The following is a 21,848-nucleotide window of genomic DNA, read 5'->3' on the forward strand; positions in this document are numbered from 1 at the left end:
AACTATTTTATAAACTGTAACAGATTGGTAACGGCGGGCTCGGTCAGCTTCAGGAACGAGTTGGGCACCAGGCCAATCCAGAAAACCATGAAACAAAGCGGAATAAAAACCCAGCTCTCGCTGCCCGACACGTCATTAAAGCCGGTCGTCAAGTCACTGGTTTTCCCAAACATTGCCTTCTGGAACATCCGGAGCATGTACACCGCCCCGAAAATGATGGTTAGCCCCGCTACGGCGCCAAGAATGTTGTGTCGTTCGAACACACCCGCCAGCAGCAGAAACTCTCCGACAAACCCGTTGGTCAACGGCAGAGCCACACTGCCCAGCAGCAAAATCATAAAATAAACCGTCAGCTTTGGTGTATAGCGGGTGATGCCGCCCAACTGATCCAACAGCCGCGTATTCGTGCGGGACGCAATAATATCCGCCACAAAGAACATTCCGACGACATTGATACCGTGCGCCAGCATTTGCACCAGCGCGCCCTGAATGCCATAGGTTGTTTGCGAGAAAACACCAGCGGCCATCAGACCGACATGTGAGAACGACGAATACGCAATCAGGCGCTTGATATCACGCTGCCGAATCGCAATAATTGCTCCGTAAACAATTCCAATCACCGACAGCACAATGGCGGTTGTACCCCACATACCGACGCCTTCCGGAACCACGGGTAGCAGCAGGCGAATAACACCGTAGACGCCCATTTTCAGCATAATACCGGCCAGCAGCATGGTGGCTGGTGTCGGCGATTCAACGTATGTGTCGGGTTGCCAGGTATGGAATGGGAAAACCGGCATTTTGATGGCAAAGGCGATAAAAAACGCCCAGAAAATCCAGGTTTGCTCCGTTGCGCTGAGTTTCAGATTATACAGATCAACAATGGCCGCTGAGTGCAGACCGGTTGCAGACGAGGTTTGAAAATAAAGATAAACCAGCGCCACCAGCATGAACAGACTACCAAAAATGGTATACAGGAAGAACTTAAACGTAACGGGAATACGGTTTTCTCCGCCCCAGGAAGCCGCCAGGAAATAAATAGGAATCAGCGCAGCTTCGAAGTATAGGTAGAACAAAAAGGCATCCCGCGCGGTGAAAACGCCCATCAGAGCGGCCTGCATGAAAAGAATCAACGCATAAAATACCGCTGGCCGGTCGTAGTTGCGCTGGAACGTCGATAGAATAATAAAGGGAGTCAGTAAACCGGTCAGGAAGACCAGCAGCAGACTGACGCCATCAATACCGGCGCTAAAACGAATGGTGCCCGCAGCCAGCCACGAATAATCGAAACCGAACTGCGAGGTCGCATCAGGAACAAAATTGAAAAATGCGTAACCTGATAAACCTAATTCGATTAAAGCACCGAAAAAAGCGATTTGTTTAGCCTGTTTCCCCCCCACAGCCAGCACGAGTAAGGCGGCCAGGATCGGGAAGAGCAGAATAGAAAGTGTAAGCATCTACAAGCTATAGTAAGTTAAGGATGGCAATTGGTCAACCCGTGCCAATAGACTAAAACTTCACAAAAAACCGTAGCCACAGAATGGCAACAATACTGACCACCATGGCAAACACGTAGAAACCAATCGAACCGGTTTGGAGCTTCCGTAGCTGGCCCGATGTTTCTTTGACGGCCCAGGCCGTTACGCCCACAATACCGTCAACGATGAATTCACCGAAACTGTAGAAGGCATCCGACAAGCCCCGGATTGGCTTCACAAAAACGGTTTCGTAGAATTCGTCGATATAGTATTTGTTGTAGAGCACCTTTTCAACTACCGGCCGCTCGACGGTATCGGCATCCGGAATGGTAACACGCTGGATGTAAAGAACGTAAGCCACAATCAACGCCAGAATAGCAACGCCCGATGAAACACCCATCAGGACGTATTCTTCGCTGTGCGTCAGCATGGTCTCACCAAACGCCTGCGGGTTCACTTTGTGGGATAATTCAAAAATCGGGTTTAGGAATTCGCCCAGTTTAGCGCTCCCCCCCAATACTTCCGGTACGTTGAAGAAACCGCCGATGACCGACAAAACCGCCAGTACCAGCAACGGAATAGTCATGGTTGCGGGCGATTCGTGCAGGTGTTCGCGCGTGTGTTCTGAACCGCGGAAACGGCCAAAGAATGTCAGAAACAGCAAGCGGAACATGTAAAAAGAAGTCATCGCCGATCCGAGCACACCGAGCGCCCACAGCACTTTATTGTGTTCGTAGACGTGCATCAGAATTTCATCTTTCGAAAAGAAACCGGCAAACGGCGGAATACCGGAAATGGCAATGGTGGCAATCAGGAAGGTCCAGTACGTGACGGGTAGGTATTTACGCAAACCGCCCATTTTACGAATATCCTGCTCATCGGCCATCGCGTGAATGACGCTACCGGCTCCGAGAAACAACAGCGCCTTGAAGAACGCGTGTGTCATCACGTGAAACATCCCCGAGGTATAGCCCATCACGCTCAGCCCCAGAAACATATACCCCAGCTGACTGACCGTTGAGTAGGCCAGTACTTTCTTGATATCGTTCTGCACGAGGCCAATGGAAGCTGCCAGCAAAGCCGTTGCAATGGCGATACCGCCCATGATTTCCAGGGTGATGGGTGATAAGGTGTAAAGAACGTTCGAACGAACCACCATGTAGATGCCGGCCGTCACCATCGTTGCTGCGTGAATCAGGGCCGAAACCGGAGTCGGGCCTGCCATCGCGTCGGGCAGCCAGGTATACAGCGGAATTTGTGCCGATTTACCCATCGCGCCAACGAACAGCAGCAGCGTAATAGCCACCACGGTAGGGTCGCTGATTGGGAAGCCAGCCGCCTGCTCAAACACTTCGCTGTATTCGACGGAGCCAAACGCGCCCATGATCATAAAAATGCCGAGCAGAAAACCGAGGTCCCCAATCCGGTTCATGACAAAGGCTTTCCGGGCTGCGTTGTTGTAGCTGGTGTTTTTATTCCAGAAACCGATCAGCAGGTACGAGCAAAGCCCAACGCCCTCCCAGCCAATGAACATGATGACGTAGTTGGATCCCATCACCAGCAGGAGCATGAAGAACAAAAACAGGTTCAGGAAAGCCATAAATTTTCCGTACCCGTCGTCGTGGTGCATGTACCCGATAGAATAAATGTGAATCAGCGAACCGACGCCCGTTACGATCAGCAGCATGATCAGCGAGAGCTGGTCGATCTGGAAGGCAAATGGAATGTTAAAGTGCCCAATCGTAATCCAATCGAAAACAACCGTTCGGACGGGCTCGGTAAAGTTGTTGAATAAAAGCAGGACACAAACAAAAGCGGCCAGCGGCCCTGCGGTTGCCAGAATACCGACCAGGCTATTCGGTACTTTCCGGAAACCAACTCCATTAATGATGAATCCGATTAAGGGCAACAGCGGAATCAATAATATCAGTAAATCCGTCTGCATAGTTAAGCTATAGCGATTATTTTGTAATGATGAATGATGAACGATGGATCATGAATTTCAACAAAAACGCTTTGCGGTGATGAACGGATGTTCATCCTTCATAAGCCATATTGCATCATGCGGTACCTACCACTTCAGTTTATTGAGCAATCCGACGTCAATCGAACGGGTATTGCGGTAAATCATCACGATAATAGCCAATCCGACGGCAACTTCAGCCGCGGCTACGGCCATGATGAAAAATACAAAAACCTGACCAGAAGGATCGGCCCGGTAGGATGAGAAAGCAATGAGCATCAGGTTAACCGCGTTGAGCATCAATTCAATCGACATGAAAATGATGATGGCGTTGCGACGGGTCAGGACGCCGATGATGCCGATTACGAACAGCGCCGTGCTGATGATTAGGTAATATTTCAAGTCGATCAGTTGGATGACTTCGGGAACTTGAAGCGGCACTTGGGTTGGCTGCATACTACTCTGAGGTTCGATTACTATTCGTTACGGTCTCATCAGGGTTCTTACCCCGATGCCGAAAAAGACCCGACAAAGTTAAGTATTATTCCCGCTTACTCAAATGGTTTGGGAATTTGGAATCAGTACAGGTTGTTTAACGACCCGGTTCTCCGGTTACCGTTTGTTAAACATCCGCAGTTTAATCTCTGTGAGTTTCCGCTTGGTGTCGAGCGGAAACTCGCTTTTTAGAATCCAGTCGTAAAAAGAAGGCTCTTTTTGCAACACATCGACCACCAACGTGCCTTTGTGTTTCCCAAAATTGACCACTTCTTTCCCGTCTTTATTATACACCATGTGCCCCCGCAAATCGACGTTATTATTGAGCATCAACTTGTTAAGGATTTCAATATCATTCCCGATGATTACCTCATTCCCTTTTTCATCGGCCGCAATGGCACCGTCGTAGCGCACTACCATCGACTCCAGCACTTCAAACGTCGCCAGCGTATCGGCTTCGGCGCTGTGTGCGTTGATCAATTCTTTGCCACAATAGAATTTATAGGCTGCTTTCAGCGTTCGCGGTTCCATGACGTGAAAAATCCGCTGAACGTCAATTAACCGGCGGTTTTTCAGATCAAAATCGACATTAGCCCGTAAAAACTCTTCTACCAACAGAGGAATATCGAATCGGTTGCAGTTATAACCGCCCAGATCGCAGCCGTCCAGAAACTGCGCCATCGTGCGGGCAACGGATTTAAACGTAGGCTCCTCCTTGATATCCTCGTCGTAAATACCGTGAATAAGGCTGGTTTCAATCGGGATCGGAATGGTGGGATTGATGCGCTGGGTTTTCACCACTACCTCACCGTTGGGCAATGCCTTGGCAATGCTGATTTCAACAATCCGATCTTTCATTGGGTCAATACCCGTTGTTTCCAGATCGAAGAAAGCCAGCGGTTTTTTCAGAAAAAGCGTGTGCTTCATAGCAAGTTACGTACGGCGTACGTGAATAAGGCTACAAAAATACACAGGAGTACGGTCTCCACCTTCCTGTAGGCCCCTAATTATTCCGCAACGGCAAAAATAGATGGCTCAATTTTCCCAGCCAAACGAGCGTTCAACAGCTTTTTGCCAACCGCCGTACAACCGTTTCCGATCGGCTTCGGACATCTGCGGCTCAAATGTCCGGTCGATGCCCCAGTTCTGCCGCAGGTCGTCAAAACTACTCCAGTAGCCCACCGCCAGACCAGCCGCGTAGGCCGCTCCCAGGGCCGTTGTTTCGGTCATGATAGGCCGGATTACGGGCACACTCAGCATATCGGCCTGAAACTGCATCAGCAATTCGTTAACGGTCATTCCGCCGTCCACCCGCAATGAACTCATTTGAATGTCGGCATCTTTTTCCATCGCCTGCACCACATCCAGTGTCTGGTAAGCCGTTGCTTCCAACACCGCGCGCGCCAAATGCCCTTTATTTACAAATCGTGTTAGCCCCGCGATCACACCCCGCGCATCAGCCTTCCAATAGGGCGCGTACAAACCCGAAAAAGCTGGTACGAAATAAGCCCCGCCGTTGTCAGCCACGGTTCGGGCCAACGCATCCACATCGGCACTGGTGGCAATGATACCCAGGTTGTCGCGCAGCCACTGCACCAGGGCGCCCGCAATGGCGATACTTCCTTCCAGCGCGTAATGGGCGGGCTGATTGCCAAACCGGTAGGCAACGGTCGTTAGCAATCCGCAGGTCGAGTGCCGTAGCTCGGTACCCGTATTCATGAGAAGGAAACAACCGGTTCCGTACGTATTTTTGGCCTGCCCAGGTTCAAAACACGTCTGCCCCACTAAGGCCGCCTGCTGATCGCCCAGAATACCAGCGATAGGAACGCCTGGCAGCACTTCCGAAACAACATGACCGTAAATTTCACTGCTGGAACGGATTTGCGGCAAAATGGCCCTCGGAATGTCAAAGGCCTGCAAGAGTTGATCGTCCCAGTCGAGGGTTTCCAGGTTCATCAACTGGGTCCGGCTGGCGTTGGTCACATCAGTAATGTGCAGGCCGTTATACGTTCCGCCCGTCAAGTGCCAGATCAGAAAAGTGTCCATATTACCAAACAAAGCCAACCCCCGCTCGGCATCATCCCGGACGTCGGGTACATTGTCTAGAATCCACTTGATTTTCAGACCGCTGAAATAGGTTGCCAGGGGCAAACCAGTCAGCGATCGAAAGCGGTCCTGTCCACCCTCGGCGGCAAACCGGGCCACCAGATCGCCGGTCCGGGTATCCTGCCAGACGAGCGCATTATAATAGGGCTTTCCCGTTTTCCGGTTCCAGACAACCGTAGTCTCGCGCTGATTCGTGATTCCAACTGCAGCAATGTCGCTGGCCTGGAGTTGTGCCTTGATCCGGGCTAACGCAATAACCTCCTGCGTATTACGCCAGATTTCTTCCGGATTGTGCTCGACCCAGCCGGGTTGGGGATAAATCTGTTCGTGTTCTTTTTGGCCAACAGACACAATCGACCCCTGCCGATCGAAAACGATGCAGCGGGTACTGGTGGTGCCCTGGTCAATGGCAGCAATGTAGGGAGGCATATTCGTGGCTTTTAATGGATAAGGGCATTTTGCACCCAAATATCATTGATTAGCACGAAAACGTTTTATTAATTCCGCGAAAAATACTGAACCAGCATAATCGTTACGGACGTAAAAAGCGTACTGGCCAGTATTTTCACCATGGCTGGCAAAAAAAGAAGGATGTTGTTGGCTTCGATCAGAAAGAGGGCGAAGTGATGAATAAATGTCAAGACCAACACATAATAGAAGAAATTGCGCGAGCCCATTTCCCGAATGGAAAAAGCCGTTCGGCTGTCGAATCCGCGCTGAGCAGCCTGCACCCGCACTACAACTGGCCGAACATAGGCCATCATAACCGTGGCAGCAGCGTGCATTCCCAGTGTATTATAGAACGTATCAACTACAATGCCCACCCCGAAAGCCGTCAGCAAGGTAGCTGACAAACTCATCTCGGTGGGCAATAAAAGAATACAGGCCACGTAGACAAAACAAAACGCCACATCGAACAACACCAGATTCCGGACAATCAGAATCTGTAACGACAGATACAGCAAAAAAAGAAAGACAACATTCAGTATTTCCCGTAACGTCATTGGTGTGAACTCGAAATTTCGGACGGTTTATTGATTAATTATTGTGTACCTGCCAAGGCTATTTTCGCTCTGGCTCAATACTTTTCTCCAGCTTTTCCTGCTCACCCTGTAGCTTATTTTCGACAACATACACAAACGACAGGTTGCTGAAATCCGTACCCACCGAGAGCGTTACGTCATGAAAAGTCTGGGCCGGAGTTTCCCGAACGCCAATGACGCGCCCCACGAGAATTCCGGACGGAAAAATAGAGTTATATTCCGATGTAACGACCGAGTCGCCCCGGTACATCTTTGTATTGCGGGAAATGTACAGCATTTTCATCCGTTGCGGACTGATTCCATCCCATTTGACAGATCCCATTTCACCCGCTTTTACCAGTCTCGACGATACCATGAAATCGGAATGTAAAACGGAAGTGACAATCGAAAGGTGCTCCGAACAACTTTTGACTTTTCCCACCACGCCGGTTGGCGAAATAACACCCATGCCCGGCTGAATACCGTCGGCGGTTCCTTTGTCTAACGTAATATAGTTATTGGGGTGTTGGGTCGTGTTGTTGATTACGCGCGCAACCCGGTACTGAAAACGGGTTGCGAAGATGGAATCCGTCTTGTAACTCGTCAAGGCAGGCGGTTTCTGTTGCTGAAGCTGCGTCACCAAGGTATTGAGTCGGCGGTTTTCTTCGGCCAGATCAGTGTTGACCTGTCGCAGTTGCGCATATTCCTTCGCCTTATTCGACCAATCCAGTACTTTGGCCGCGTAATAATTCGATGTATTGAAAAACCGTACGCTCCAGTAGTTATTGGTATTGATAATAAAATAAAAGCTCAGCACCTCCAGCAGAACAAACAAAATGAAGTTCCGGCTTCGGATGATGAACTGGAATAACTCAAGCATAGGAAGTTAAGAATGATGAGTTAAGAGTTAGGAGTTAAGGGTTTAAGGCGTCCGCCAACTCTTAACTCCTAACTCTTAATTCTTAACTGATTAGGACGGATTTATACATATCGAGGTTTTTGATTACCTCGCCGGTTCCTTTTACGACGGCTTTCAGCGGATCGTCGGCAACGTGGATTGGCAGTTTGGTTTTGGCACCAATCCGTTTGTCCAGACCGTGCAGCAACGCGCCCCCGCCCGTCAGATGAATACCGTTGGTATAAATATCGGCCGACAATTCCGGCGGTGAAATTTCCAGCGCCTTCATCACGGCTTCTTCAATCTTGGAGATCGATTTGTCAAGCGCGTAGGCAATTTCGCTGTAGGTCACCTTGATTTCTTTCGGAATCCCGGTCATCAGGTCACGACCCCGAATTTCGTAATCGGCAGGCGGATTATCCAGCTCGGGCAAAGCCGAACCTACTTCCATCTTAATCTGTTCGGCCGAACGTTCGCCAATCAGCAGGTTGTGCTCCCGGCGCATGTAATCGACGATATCCCGCGTGAAGACATCACCGGCAATCCGGATGGATTGTTCGCAGACGATCCCGGACAGCGCAATGACGGCAATCTCCGTGGTTCCTCCACCGATATCAACAATCATTGTCCCGTTTGGCTGCGTAATGTCGATCCCAATCCCGATTGCCGCAGCAATGGGTTCGTGTACCATGTATACTTCTTTGGCTCCAGCGTGTTCAGCGGAGTCCTTGACAGCCCGCTTTTCTACCTCCGTGATCCCTGACGGAATACAAATCACCATTCGGTGAGAGGGTGAAAATAACCGGCTGCCTGTATCGATCATCTTAATCAACCCGCGAATCATCAACTCGGCCGCCGTAAAATCAGCGATCACTCCGTCTTTCAGCGGGCGGATTGTTTTGATATTCTCATTTGTCTTTTCATGCATCTGCATCGCCTTATGACCAATTGCCAGGACTTTTCCATTGATTTTGTCCATAGCAATGATGGAAGGCTCATCCACCACAATCCGATCCTTGTGAATAATCAGCGTATTGGCTGTACCGAGGTCAATCGCAATATCGCTGGAGAGAAAGTTAAATAGTGCCATTCGTTAATTTTGTGCAAGCACGGGGTAGCATCTGTTTTGGAGGTGCAAAAATATAGATAATTTGAGATAACTTCCGCGCAGTAAGTACCTTTTTATTACTTTTTACAGATGCTCTTTTTTTCATAAACCTGATGAGGGCTACCGGTTAGTTCGTTAAAACGTAGCAGCTTAGGCGAACTTGTGCGCATATTGCCCCATTCAGGATACATTCGCGTAAAACATTTAACTTTGCAGGATATGGGAATCCGATCTGTTTTGAGCAAGCCACTGGCCCAGTTTGTCGTACAACGACAGCAGGAGTGGATGCACCGCCCCGGCGAAACGCAGCAACGGTGGTTTCGAGCCTTGCTCGATGGGGCACAGCATACCGCCTTTGGCCGTGATCATCGGTTTAAAGATATTCGCACCTATCCCGAATTCCGGCAAGCCGTTCCCGTCCGCGACTACGAAGATCTCAAACCGTATGTTGAACGAATCCGGGAAGGCGAATCGGATGTGCTCTGGAAAGGCAAACCGGTTTATTTTGCCAAAACCTCCGGAACCACTTCCGGAACCAAATACATTCCCATTACGAAAGAATCGATTCCCAACCACATCAACTCCGCCCGCGATGCCCTGCTGAATTACATTCACGAAACTGGCAAATCGGCTTTTCTGGATAAAAAGCTCATTTTTCTGTCCGGTAGTCCGGAGCTGGTGGTTAAAAATGGCATCAACATCGGCCGGCTTTCGGGCATCTCAAACCACCACGTGCCGGAGTATCTGCGCACCAATCAGCTCCCGTCCTTCGAAACCAATATCATCGACGACTGGGAAACCAAGCTGGAAAAAATTATTGACGAGACGCTGTCCCAGCCGATGTCGCTGATCTCGGGCATACCGCCCTGGGTACAGATGTATTTCGACCGGATTCAGGCGCGAACCGGTAAGAAAATCAAGGACGTCTTCCCGGACTTTTCGCTGTTTGTGTACGGGGGTGTCAATTTTGAACCCTACCGCGCCAAACTGTACGAATCCATCGGTAAGAAAATTGACAGCATTGAGACCTACCCGGCTTCGGAGGGCTTTATTGCTTATCAGGATACGCAGACGGAAGAAGGGTTGCTGATGATGCTGAACAGCGGTATCTTCTTTGAATTCATTCCGCCGGAAGATTATTTTTCAAAAAATCCGCGCCGGTTGACCATTGATCAGGTTGAATTGGGCAAGAACTATGCGGTCGTGATCAACAACAACGCCGGTCTGTGGGGCTATTCTCTGGGCGATACCGTCAAATTTGTTTCGGATAATCCGTATCGACTGGTGGTGACCGGGCGCATCAAACATTTTATCTCGGCATTCGGTGAGCACGTCATTGGCGAGGAAGTCGAAAAAGCACTGCACTATGCGATGACCCAACACCCGGAAACGGAAGTGGTGGAGTTTACGGTGGCTCCGATGGTAACGCCCACGGAAGGCCTCCCCTACCACGAATGGTTCATCGAGTTTGCAACCCCACCCAACGATCTGGCCACTTTTGCCCGCGACATTGACCAACGGTTGACCAAACTCAATGTTTATTATGACGACCTGATTTCGGGCAGCATCCTACAGCCTTTGAAGCTGACGGTTTTGCCCCGTGATACCTTCCGGAATTATATGAAGACACAGGGCAAACTTGGTGGGCAGAACAAAGTGCCGCGCCTGGCCAACGACCGGACAATTGGTGAAGGATTATTGCAAACGGTGTAACTATATTCTGCCTCCAACCGTGTTGACGAATCGGGGAATTGAACTACTTACTGGCAAAGAAATCCGGCCAGCTACACCGACTCTATTTTTATATACAGTGAATTAAATGACTAATCCCAAACGCCATATCGCCATTCTGGGCTCGACGGGTTCCATCGGCACCCAGGCCATCGATGTTATTCTGGCCCATCCGGAAGCTTTTGAAGTGGAGGTTCTGGTGGCCAACACCAATGCCGACCTATTGATTGAACAAGCCGCTCAGGTCCGGCCCAACGTTGTGGTGATCTGCAACGAAGATCGGTATGATGCGGTTTTTTCTGCCCTCGACCCACTCGGAATTAAGGTGTACGCGGGGGCCAAAGCCGTGGCATCCGTCGTTCAGATGGATAGCATCGACATCGTTCTGACGGCGATGGTAGGTTACGCCGGTTTGCTACCAACCATTAAAGCCATTGAAGCCGGAAAACATATTGCGCTGGCCAACAAAGAAACCCTCGTGGTAGCGGGCGAACTGATCACGAAGCTGGCGCAGGAAAAAGGCGTGAGCATTCTACCCGTCGATTCGGAACATTCGGCCATTTTTCAATGCCTGGCGGGTGAATTTCATAATCCAATTGAAAAAATCATTCTGACAGCTTCGGGTGGCCCGTTTCGCGGCAAGTCGCGGGAGTTTCTGAAAACTGTGACGAAAGCGCAAGCCCTGAAACACCCCAACTGGACAATGGGCGCAAAAATTACCATCGACTCGGCAACGCTGATGAACAAAGGCCTGGAGGTCATCGAAGCGAAATGGTTGTTTGGTCTGGAACCCGCGCAAATAGAGGTCGTAGTCCACCCCCAGAGTATCATTCACTCAATGGTTCAATTCCGCGACGGCAGCATGAAAGCTCAGATGGGACTGCCCGATATGCGATTGCCGATTCAGTACGCGTTGGCCTATCCCAACCGCCTGTCGTCCGAATTTCCGCGCTTCGACTTCCTGAATTATCCGTCCCTCACATTCGAACAGGCTGATCTTGAAACATTTCGTAACTTGCAACTTGCTTTTGACGCCCTGGGGCGCGGTGGTAATGTGCCCTGCATCGTCAATGCGGCAAATGAAGTAGCGGTAGATGCTTTTTTGCACGATGAAATCGGCTTTCTGGAAATTTCTGACATCATTGCGGAAGGGATGCAGAAAGTGGCCTTCGTAGCTCAGCCAACGTATGAGGATTATGTCCAAACTGACGAAGAAACCCGACGAATTGCGGCCGCTCGAATTAAAAGTTTCGTTTAATTGTTTCCCCACAAACCACAAATAAATCCGTCGGGAAGCGGAAGTTTTTCACGCGTACGACGTTATTGACGTATGGACTTTTGGATTTGGTTTATCATCGGGCTACTGATTGGCTTCCTGCTGCTAAAAGTTTTAAAACGAAAAACGTAGCCCTTTTCTATTCGGCTCAAGCCATTATACCAGCAACACAACCAATCATACACTAATAAAAAAGCCGTCGGCTCGCCGATGCACTCAGTTTAGACGAATGGAAATAGCAATCATGGCAGGACAGCTCATTCTGGGCCTGTCAATTTTAGTGGGCTTGCACGAGTTGGGACACTTATTAGCCGCCAAAGCATTCGGAATGCGGGTTGAGCAGTATTTCATCGGTTTTCCGCCGAAAATCTGGAGCATTAAGCGCGGAGAAACGGAGTACGGTTTGGGGGCGATTCCGCTCGGTGGTTTTGTCAAAATTTCCGGCATGATTGATGAATCGCTCGATACCAAGTCAATGCAGAAAGAACCGCAGCCCTGGGAGTTCCGCGCCAAACCGGCCGGACAGCGGCTGATTGTAATGCTGGGCGGAATTATCGTCAACGTCATTACCGGCATTGTCATTTTTGTGGCGCTTACGTATAAAAACGGCGAAACTTACACTTCGGTCCGCGATGCGAAATACGGTATTGTTGCCTACGACCTGGCAAAGCAAATTGGCCTCAAAACCGGTGATAGGATTGTAAAAATCAATGGCAAACCGTTTGAAGACTTCAGCGATATCCGCAGCGGTGAAGTTTTTCTGGGCTCCGATAGCTTCTATACGGTCGAACGCACGGGTGTCGACGGCAAAACGGAAGAAGTCATCATTGATATACCGAACGATTTTATAGATAAACTATCCGACAAAAAGAACGCGGGTCTGTTTATCGAACCCATTCAGCCTTTCCGGGTTGGAGAGCTGGTGCCGGGTATGCCTGCCGAAAAGTCAGGATTGCAGAAAGGTGACGTGATTACGGCGGTTAACGGTCAGCCAACCCGCTTCTATCATGAATTCCAGGAAGTACTGAAAGCCAACGTCAATAAGCCCATTACCCTGACCGTTCAACGCCCAAGCAGCGCACAACCGGTAACGCTGCGCACAACGGTGACGGACAAAGGCCAGATTGGATTTGGTGCCGAAACCCTGCTGAAGAAAACGCACATTGATTACACATTCGGAGAATCCGTAGCAAAAGGTACGGAGCAGGCTTTCAGCGTGGTTTACGATAACATCAAGGGCTTCCGGAAGATCTTCCAGGGCGATGTTTCGGCCTCCAAAGCTCTTAGTGGGCCTATTGGTATTGCCCAGAATCTCTTTGGCGGCATCTGGATGTGGGAACGTTTCTGGTTTGTAACGGGGCTTCTTTCGATGGCGCTGGCTTTCATGAATGCCCTCCCCATCCCGGCGCTGGATGGTGGCCATTCGGCCCTTTTGCTCTACGAAATCGTGTCAGGTCGTAAACCGTCTGACCGATTCCTGGAAGGCGCTCAGCGGGTTGGAATGGTCATTCTGCTCGGATTGATGGCGTTTGCAATCTTCAATGATGTCTTTAAAGCGGTTTTTTAAAAGAAAGTTGAAATTAGTTCGCGGACGGTGCCGCCGGGCAATTGAGTCGAGTTCAACGAGGTTTAGCGGAGCATTTTTCGGCCTGCCTGTAGTTGGTTTCGCTCAACCGCCGGGCGTCACCGTTCGTGCCCTAACCGGCTGCCTTCTCACTGTCTTTGTCCTAACAGCCAGCCGTTCTGCACATCCGGTGCATACGAGTGTGACGCAGATGCAGTATAATGCCAAAGACAAGACCTTTGAAGTAAGTCTGCGAATCTTTACCGATGACCTGGAAGAAGCGCTGGCGAAAGAGAACAACAACCAGCGGGTACGGCTGAGCGACAAAGACAACAACGATCCGCTGGTAGAGCGTTACATTCGTAAACATTTCGGACTCATTACAAACCGTCAGCGCAAACCATTTCGTTACCTTGGAAAAGAACAGGAGATGGATGCGACCTGGATTTATGTAGAAGTACCTTTCGGCGAACCCGTTCAGGGAAGTATATTGCACCAGTCGGTCTTGCTGGATCTGTTTGATGATCAGGTCAATTTGGTCAATGTGTCATACCTGTCCGAGCGAAAAACCGTACTGTTTCGAAAGAACAATACCCAACAGGTACTGAGTTGGTAGCCTTATGGCCGCTCGCGCATTGCTTTACCGTTCGTTTTGACTTTCATTACCTTTTTCGTTACTTGTAAGCGGTACAGCTATTTTAACAGTATTTTCCGTACTCAGCCCGTTTGGCATACCCCTTGCGTTAGATATAATTCTTTGTTTTTCAATACCCATATAAGCCTGCATACGACGTTAAGACTGTCAATTTGGCAGGCACTTTACTATGAGTGTAACCAATAAATACGATACCCAATTATGGTTGGCCGAGTCGGACCTGGACAATCTAGAAATTGTTCCGCTGGGATCAACGGATGATGCCGACGACGACTATATTGTACCCAATGATCTGTCGATCCTTCCCGTACGAAATACCGTGCTTTTTCCGGGCATGGTCATTCCGGTAACAGTTGGACGGCAGAAATCGATTAAGCTGGTAAAAAAAGCATACAAGGGAAACCGCATCATTGGTGTAGTGGCCCAGTCGAATCAACAGAAAGACGAGCCCACGGCTGATGATCTGTATCGTCTGGGTACGGTGGCCTACATCATTAAGATGATTACGCTCCCCGATGGCAATATCACCATCATCATCCAGGGTAAAAAACGCTTCGAAATTGTCAGCTTCCTGCAGGAAGATCCGTACCTGACGGCAAATGTCCGTCAGATTGACGACCACTTTCCGAATCCAAACCGCAAAGAATCAAAAGCGCTGATTCAGTCACTGAAAGAAGCGGCCTACAAAATTCTGCGCCTGAATCCGGAAATTCCGCAGGAAGCCCGCATTGCATTGGACAACATTGAAAGTCCCATGTTCTTGATGCACTTTCTGTCGTCGAATCTTGACGCCGAGGTATCCGACAAACAAAAACTGCTGGAAACAACCGAAGGGGCCCAGCAAGCCACGCTGCTGCTCGAATATATGCTGCGGCAGATTCAGTTGCTGGAATTGAAACGCGAAATTCAGACTAAAGCCAGCTCGGACATCGATCAGCAGCAACGGGATTATTTTCTGCGGCAGCAGATCAAGGTGTTGCAGGACGAGCTCGGAATGGACAGCCCCGATCGGGATCTGGAGGAAATCCGGCTGCGCGCAGCCCGCAAAAAGTGGCCAGTGAGCGTACACGCCCATTTTGAAAAGGAACTCAGCAAACTGCAACGCATCAATCCGATGGCTCCGGAATATCCGGTAACGATGAATTACATCGAATTGATGGTTGACCTTCCCTGGAACGAGTACTCAAAAGATAACTTTGACCTCAAACGGGCTCAGAAAATACTGGACAGTGACCATTTTGGTCTGGAGAAGGTCAAGGAACGGATTATTGAATACCTGGCCGTCCTGAAGCTGAAAAATGACCGGGCTTTCGAGGGAATGAAAGCGCCAATTCTGTGTTTGTATGGCCCTCCGGGCGTGGGTAAAACGTCACTGGGTCGATCGATTGCCAAGGCACTGGGCCGGAAATACATCCGGATGGCTCTGGGCGGGGTTCATGATGAAGCCGAAATTCGCGGACACCGTAAAACGTACATCGGCGCTATGCCGGGCAAAATCATTCAGAACATAAAAAAGTCGGACTCTTCCAACCCGGTTTTTATTCTGGACGAAATCGACAAAGTAAGTTCTGATTTTCGCGGAGATCCGTCATCGGCACTACTCGAAGTACTCGACCCGGAACAGAATTCAACGTTTATCGATAATTATCTGGAAGTCGAATACGACTTGTCGAAGGTGTTATTTATCGCCACCGCCAACTCCCTTGACACCATTCACCCGGCCCTGCGTGACCGGATGGAAATCATTGAGTTGTCTGGTTATACCGTAGAAGAAAAAATCCAGATTGCCAAGAAATACCTGATTCCGAAGCAACGCAAAGAACACGGGTTGAAGCCGAAAGACCTGATGGTGGATGATAAAGCCATTCAGCGGATTGTCGAAGGTTATACCCGCGAATCCGGCGTTCGGACGTTGGAGCAGAAAATCGGCGCGCTTATTCGGAAGATCGCCAAATCCATTGCGTTGGAAGAAGATTATCCCAAACACATCAAACCCGCCGATGTGCTGAAATCACTGGGTGCCGAAATCTTCGACCGGGATCTCTATTCCGACGACGATATTGCCGGCATCGTAACCGGGCTGGCCTGGACACAGGTTGGCGGGGAGATTTTGTTCATTGAATCGAGTCTCAGCCGGGGGAAAGGTAATCTTACCCTTTCCGGCCAGTTGGGCGACGTCATGAAAGAATCGGCCATTACGGCTTTGTCGTACCTCAAAGCCCATTACGATCCGTTGGGCATTGATTACAGTATCTTCAACCATTATGATCTGCACGTACACATTCCGGCCGGCGCGGTCCCGAAAGACGGCCCCTCGGCAGGTATCACGATGCTAACATCGATGGCGTCTATTTTTACCCAGCGGAAGGTGCGGCCGTTTCTGGCCATGACAGGTGAAATTACCCTGCGTGGCAAAGTGCTGCCGGTGGGTGGTATCAAAGAAAAGATTCTGGCCGCCAACCGGGCGGGCGTTAAAGAAATTCTACTCTGCTCGAAAAACAGGAAAGATGTAGAAGAAATCAATCCACAATACATCAAGGACCTGACTATTCACTACGTTGATACCGTGGATCAGGTGCTGGAAACCGCTCTTTTGCCCCAGCAAGTATCCAAACCGATGAAGTTTGTTTTTCCGAAAGACAAAGATAAAGAGCCCGAATCGACTCCTGAGAAAGTAACGGTTTTGTAATACGGCCCTTACGGAGTTGTTTTCGGAACGACCCATAAAACAAAAAAGCCGCCTGAGAACTCAGGCGGCTTTTTTGGGCATTACACTTATTGTTTATCCCACCATACGCGCGTATACGGCGTATCCGCGCCCTGGCTGGCAATAACGGCATTGTAATTAGTCGTGTTCAGCGTTCCTTCCGTCGTGACGGGGTAAGCCAACCGACGAGGAATTGCCGTACCACCATTTAGCGGGGCAGCGGCCGGCTTCAGCACCGGGAATCCCGTCCGACGCCATGAGTTCCAGGCTGAAGTTCCCTGGAAGAATAGCGCAATCCAGCGTTGGGTAGCAATTAATTCAATTGCTTTTGCATCCGCGTAAGCAACATCCGGTTGAGCAATGTAAGCGGTGTACGCAGCATCTGTGTAAGCCGTACCCATCCATTGCTGCAACGATGCTTTAACCGCCGATTCGTAAAGTGCTTTCGCATCGCCGGTGATCCAGCCCAGTTTGGCCGCTTCTGCCTGGGCGAACAATACTTCTGCATAAGTTACGACGTTCGCTGGTGCATTCTGAGCAGACACCGTTGAAGCAGCCAGTGAGAAGTTCTGCGCCGGGCCAGTTGCCGGGAAAACAGCATACGGAACGCCGACGAACTCACCCCGTTGATTAGGAGCAGCCATGTAGGGCAAACGAGGATCGCTCACCTTTTTCAGGTAGTTAACAAACACATCACTTACGGCAAAGTCCTTCCGGTTGCTCCGAACGTAGTTGTTATACAACGGGTTTTCGTTGTTGGCATCCGCCAGGAAAGTATAGCGAACATTATCGGCATTTGAAGCCAGTACCCCATCAGCCAGGGCCGCCGTAAATTCAGCTTTGCCTTTCGTTGGATCTACTTTGGAAAGTTGTAAAGCGGCCAGCAGGCGTTGGGTTGCTGCAAATTTCTTCCAGCGGGTCGCGTTACCACTCAGCAGGATATCACCTCTTACCGCCGTTCCAGCGTCAAACTGAGCAGCGGCTTCTTTGTATTCTTTGAACAGATCATTGTAAATAGCCTGCTGTTTATCGAAAGCGGGCGAGAAATTTTGATCACCTTTCAACGCTTGCGAATAAGGGATATCACCCCAGCGGTCGGTTATCCACTGATAGATATACGCTTTCAAAATCCGGGCAATCGCAATCTGGTTATTGTTAGAACCGTAAACCGCTACCCCAGCCCGGGTGGCTTCGTTGGTATTCTGGTCGATGATGGCCTGAAGGTTCACCAGCGGCCCCGCATACAAACCGTTGTAGCTAAAGTTGATGGTTTTGTACCGCGAATCCTCGATGTAAATCACATCGCCAAATTGCTGAACGTACAACGCTGGAGTGATGTTAAAACCAGACGGTCCAACCTGACTGTTCGTTGCTCCAACACCCGTCCGAATGGCCGCGGTAAAAAGACTGGCCGTATTAGGAGCCAATGGGCTATTCGGGTTGACGTTCATTTCTTCGAAGTTGCTACAAGCCACTGTAGTCAACATCAACCCTGCCGCAAGAAGGGATTTATACAATTTCATAGTGTCTGCTTTTGAAATGTTTTTTGTGATTGAAATTCAGGATAGAAAGCCCCCTTTTTATAACGAAAACAGGCGCTTTTTCTATCATGCTTTCTCCTTAATTAGAGGCCAAGACGCAGGTTTACACCAAACGAACGAACCGGCGGCAACTGACCACCTTCATACCAAAGCGTCTCTGATTCCGAGATATCGATACCGCCACCAATGGCGCTATAAATCAGGAATGGGTTACGAGCGATCAGCGAGATGTTAGCCGATTTGATAAATTTACCCAGCACGTTTTTAGGCAGGTTATAACCCAGCGCGATTTCCCGCATTTTGATATACGACTTGTCGTAGATCCAGTACTCGTTCAGCGCAAACAACCAGTTAGAATACAGGTTTTGTGCATCAACCCGCGTAGTGTTCGGCTGACCATCTTCGGTTACACCCTCCAGCAGGACACCACCACCCGTTGCCGGGTCATCACGCAGGGGTTTACCCAATTCGTTCAGGCCAGCGGTTTCGGCACCCAAACCAGAGTAGTTGTTAAACATTTTGGTGGTCGAGAAGAATTTACCGCCTGCAATGAAGTCGGCGTTCACCCGCAGCGACAGGCCTTTGTACGTAAAGGTGTTCAACCAGCCCCCTTTAAATTTCGGCAGAACCGAACCCAACGGTACGTTTTCTTCCTTGATATACAACCCTTCGTTTACGTGTCCTTTGGGGTAAACCAATCGGTTACCGTTAGCGTCTTTTTTGATACCCTGACCAACCAGCAAGCCCCAATCTTCGCCTTCGCGAGCATTCAACGTCAGCGTCCGCCACTGTGCTCCTTCCGGAATCTGATAGTTCGTCAACCCTTCACGCAGGCTAACTACTTTTGTACGGTTGCGATCCAGGTTGATGTCGAATTCCCAGGTAAAACCGGAAGCCGAACGAACCGGTACGGCATTAATGTGCAGTTCCAGACCGCTGGTTTGAATCAAACCGGCATTGATAACGGCGTTGGTGTAACCGCTGGTTGGTGTTACCGGGACCGGAATAATCTGGTTTTTGTTGTCGTTGCGGTACGCCGTAAATTCAAGACCCAAGCGGTTGTTCAGGAAGCGCAGGTCAATTCCTCCTTCATACGATGACGACAGACCAGGCTGCAATCCGGCGTTGGGAAGCGTCGTCGGCAATGTCAGTGTTGCGCTGTTACCGTAGGGCGTGCCAGCACCATAAGCCAGGGCCGTTTGATAAGGGCCTACGTCTGTACCAACTTGCGCGTAACCAGCGCGGATTTTACCGTACGACAGGATGTTGTTTTGCGGGATCAGCTCCGAGAATACCAGACCGGCCGATACCGAAGGATACAGATACGAGTTGTTGGCTTTGGGCAGCGTCGATGCCCAGTCATTCCGGATGGAAGCTTCAACGAAGACAAAATCTTTGTAACCAACGCTCACGTTACCAAACAAGCTGTTAACCTGACGCTCATAGAGGTAGTTGTTGGCAATTGGCCGGTCGATCGAAGCGGCAATGTTATAGAAGTTCGGAGCCGAGAGGCCACCCACCGTAGCCTGAAACAGGGCTTCCGTCCGGTTGTAACGAATGTTTCCACCGGCGTTAGCAACGATCGAAAGATCATTGAAGTCCTGGTTGTAGTTAACCAATACTTCATAGTTGTTCTCCCGGGCGTTGGCACCCAGCATGGCGTAAGCACCCAAACCACCCGCGTTCAGGGTTCCCTGCGCAACGCGCGACTCCTGGCTGAAATAGTTCTGATCCCGACGAACCGTAGCGGAAGCTTTCAGGAAGGGCGTAAACTCATACGTCAAACCGATATCCCCAAACAGCCTGTCGCTCCGGTTGGTGTTGGTGTTTTCGTAAATTTGTGTGTACGGGCTATCCCAGTATTTCGGGCGAGGGTCGGTAGGGCTACCAATGTTCCAGCTCCGGAATGTGCCATCCGGGTTTCTGTAATTCCGCAGGTCGTCAATGCTGAGCTGCCGTTGGAACCACTGGTTAAACATCCCGGCCGTTTGGTTGTAACCATTCAACGTTGCGTTCGAAATACCAAGTGGGCTGTTTGAAGGTGTTCTCCCTCCGCTTGATCCGTAGTTATCCGCTGGCAGGTTGTTCGTTTTGAATGCCGTATAATTGATGTTCAAATTTGCTGACAACTTGTCCGCAAACTTAATCGTGTTTTTGGCACTGACGTAATCCCGGGTTTGCGAGGAATTCGGTACGATACCGTTGTTGATGATGTGCGTATACGAAATCCGGCTCTGGAAAGCATCCGTACCGCGCGAGAAGGCAATGTTCGTGTTGTTGCTGATCGGCTTAGCGAAGAAATCACGCACGTTGTTTGGATTCGCTGAATAAGGCGTCAACTGACCAAACTGTGGGCCTTGCTGCCACGAAAACGCCGAGCGGTGCGGTTGATTATCGATCCGGGGTCCCCAGCTTTCATCGGCCGAGTAATCCAGAATACGCTGACCGTTGAACGAAGCCCAGGCGGCTGGGTGCAGTGCAGGATCATATTGAAACGTATCCCAATCCTGTGAATAACCTCCTCCGTACTCATTCTGGTAGTTTGGTAACATACCTACCATGTCGAGCGTCGTGCTATGATTGATATCCAACCGGGTCTCACCCGCTTTGGCGCGCTTGGTCGTGATGACGATAACCCCGGCCGAAGCCCGGTTACCGTACAGTGCCGTTGCCGAAGGGCCTTTCAGCACGGAAAGGTTTTCGACATCATCCATGTTTACCTGGCTAACATCGGTCGGGGTTCCGTCTACCACGTACAGCGGATCTCCACCGGTCAGCGAGTTCACCCCGCGGATCCGAATGCTCGGGCTACCAAATTTAGCTCCCGATTGACCCAAAACCTGCACCCCAGCGATTTTACCAGCCAGGGCATTGGCCACGTTCTGATCGCGGGCAATGTTCAGTTTTTCCTGCTTCAGGTCCTGAACAGCGTAGTTGAGGGCTTTTTTGTCCCGCGCAATACCAAGCGCAGTTACCACGATTTCCTGCAAGGTAGAAGCATCCGGTTCCAGAACGAGATCGACGGTAGAACGGTTTCCGATTGAAACATCGGTCGTTTTGAACCCAATGAAGGAGAACGTTAGCGTTGTGGCGTTGTCAGTAACACTGAGCGAGTATTCGCCGTTGGTGTTCGAAGTTGTCCCGCGGGAGGTCCCTTTTACCACAATGTTAACACCGGGAAGGGGGGAGCTGTCTTCGGCAGAAGTCACTTTGCCCGAAATCGTACGTGTTTGGGCAAACGAGATGCTCACTGCACCCAATAGGCACAATGATGCAACTAGTAAACGTTTAAACATGTTTTTAG

Annotated in this window: 15 protein-coding genes; 5 read left to right on the forward strand and 10 right to left on the reverse strand. The window is 50.1% G+C overall.

Annotated elements, in window-relative coordinates; genetic code table 11:
* Positions 1–2: 2 nt before the first annotated feature.
* The 8 genes from ACYVH9_RS18970 to ACYVH9_RS19005 all read right to left on the reverse strand — a co-directional run bounded on the left by ACYVH9_RS18970 (position 3) and on the right by ACYVH9_RS19005 (position 9,052).
* Complete coding sequence (locus ACYVH9_RS18970) at positions 3–1,457, reverse strand: complex I subunit 4 family protein (RefSeq protein WP_460637954.1); 1,455 nt, start codon at positions 1,455–1,457, stop codon at positions 3–5.
* Between the two features lie 52 nt (positions 1,458–1,509).
* Complete coding sequence (gene nuoL / locus ACYVH9_RS18975; protein ID WP_460637955.1) at positions 1,510–3,423, reverse strand: NADH-quinone oxidoreductase subunit L; 1,914 nt, start codon at positions 3,421–3,423, stop codon at positions 1,510–1,512.
* A gap of 126 nt (positions 3,424–3,549) precedes the next feature.
* Entirely contained in the window at positions 3,550–3,897 is a 348-nt protein-coding gene (nuoK, locus tag ACYVH9_RS18980) for an NADH-quinone oxidoreductase subunit NuoK (RefSeq protein ID WP_460637956.1), read from the reverse strand.
* 156 nt (positions 3,898–4,053) lie between these two features.
* Complete coding sequence (locus tag ACYVH9_RS18985) at positions 4,054–4,863, reverse strand: exonuclease domain-containing protein (RefSeq protein ID WP_460637957.1); 810 nt, start codon at positions 4,861–4,863, stop codon at positions 4,054–4,056.
* Between the two features lie 108 nt (positions 4,864–4,971).
* Positions 4,972–6,471 (reverse strand): glycerol kinase GlpK, encoded by a 1,500-nt coding sequence (gene glpK / locus ACYVH9_RS18990; RefSeq protein WP_460637958.1) that lies wholly within the window; start codon positions 6,469–6,471, stop codon positions 4,972–4,974.
* Positions 6,472–6,539: 68 nt separating this feature from the next.
* A complete protein-coding gene (locus ACYVH9_RS18995) occupies positions 6,540–7,046 on the reverse strand; it encodes a hypothetical protein (RefSeq protein WP_460637959.1) in 507 nt (168 codons plus the stop codon).
* A gap of 58 nt (positions 7,047–7,104) precedes the next feature.
* Positions 7,105–7,944 (reverse strand): rod shape-determining protein MreC, encoded by an 840-nt coding sequence (mreC, locus tag ACYVH9_RS19000; RefSeq protein WP_460637960.1) that lies wholly within the window; start codon positions 7,942–7,944, stop codon positions 7,105–7,107.
* 82 nt (positions 7,945–8,026) lie between these two features.
* Positions 8,027–9,052, reverse strand: a complete 1,026-nt coding sequence (locus ACYVH9_RS19005) for a rod shape-determining protein (RefSeq protein ID WP_379848302.1) — start codon at positions 9,050–9,052, stop codon at positions 8,027–8,029.
* 237 nt (positions 9,053–9,289) lie between these two features.
* On the opposite strand from ACYVH9_RS19005, the gene ACYVH9_RS19010 reads away from it, so the two are divergent.
* The 5 genes from ACYVH9_RS19010 (at position 9,290) to lon (ending at position 16,985) form a co-directional block, all read left to right on the forward strand.
* Entirely contained in the window at positions 9,290–10,783 is a 1,494-nt protein-coding gene (locus ACYVH9_RS19010; protein ID WP_460637961.1) for a GH3 auxin-responsive promoter family protein, read from the forward strand.
* A 106-nt stretch (positions 10,784–10,889) separates the two neighbouring features.
* On the forward strand, positions 10,890–12,059 hold the full coding sequence (locus ACYVH9_RS19015; protein WP_460637962.1) for a 1-deoxy-D-xylulose-5-phosphate reductoisomerase: 1,170 nt from the start codon (positions 10,890–10,892) through the stop codon (positions 12,057–12,059).
* A 247-nt stretch (positions 12,060–12,306) separates the two neighbouring features.
* Positions 12,307–13,644, forward strand: coding sequence for an RIP metalloprotease RseP (rseP, locus tag ACYVH9_RS19020; protein ID WP_460637963.1), 1,338 nt, complete (start codon positions 12,307–12,309; stop codon positions 13,642–13,644).
* An 82-nt stretch (positions 13,645–13,726) separates the two neighbouring features.
* Positions 13,727–14,257: a DUF6702 family protein gene (locus tag ACYVH9_RS19025; protein ID WP_460638165.1), complete on the forward strand. Its 531-nt coding sequence runs from the start codon at positions 13,727–13,729 to the stop codon at positions 14,255–14,257.
* Between the two features lie 208 nt (positions 14,258–14,465).
* The gene (gene lon / locus ACYVH9_RS19030; RefSeq protein ID WP_460637964.1) at positions 14,466–16,985 is read left to right on the forward strand and encodes an endopeptidase La; all 2,520 of its coding nucleotides are present in this window, start codon (positions 14,466–14,468) and stop codon (positions 16,983–16,985) included.
* 86 nt (positions 16,986–17,071) lie between these two features.
* On the opposite strand, the gene ACYVH9_RS19035 is transcribed toward lon, so the two are convergent.
* Together ACYVH9_RS19035 and ACYVH9_RS19040 are read right to left on the reverse strand one after the other, a co-directional pair.
* Positions 17,072–18,526, reverse strand: a complete 1,455-nt coding sequence (locus tag ACYVH9_RS19035; protein WP_460637965.1) for a SusD/RagB family nutrient-binding outer membrane lipoprotein — start codon at positions 18,524–18,526, stop codon at positions 17,072–17,074.
* 101 nt (positions 18,527–18,627) lie between these two features.
* Positions 18,628–21,840 (reverse strand): SusC/RagA family TonB-linked outer membrane protein, encoded by a 3,213-nt coding sequence (locus ACYVH9_RS19040; protein WP_460637966.1) that lies wholly within the window; start codon positions 21,838–21,840, stop codon positions 18,628–18,630.
* Positions 21,841–21,848: the final 8 nt, after the last annotated feature.

Source organism: Larkinella harenae (assembly GCF_054780515.1).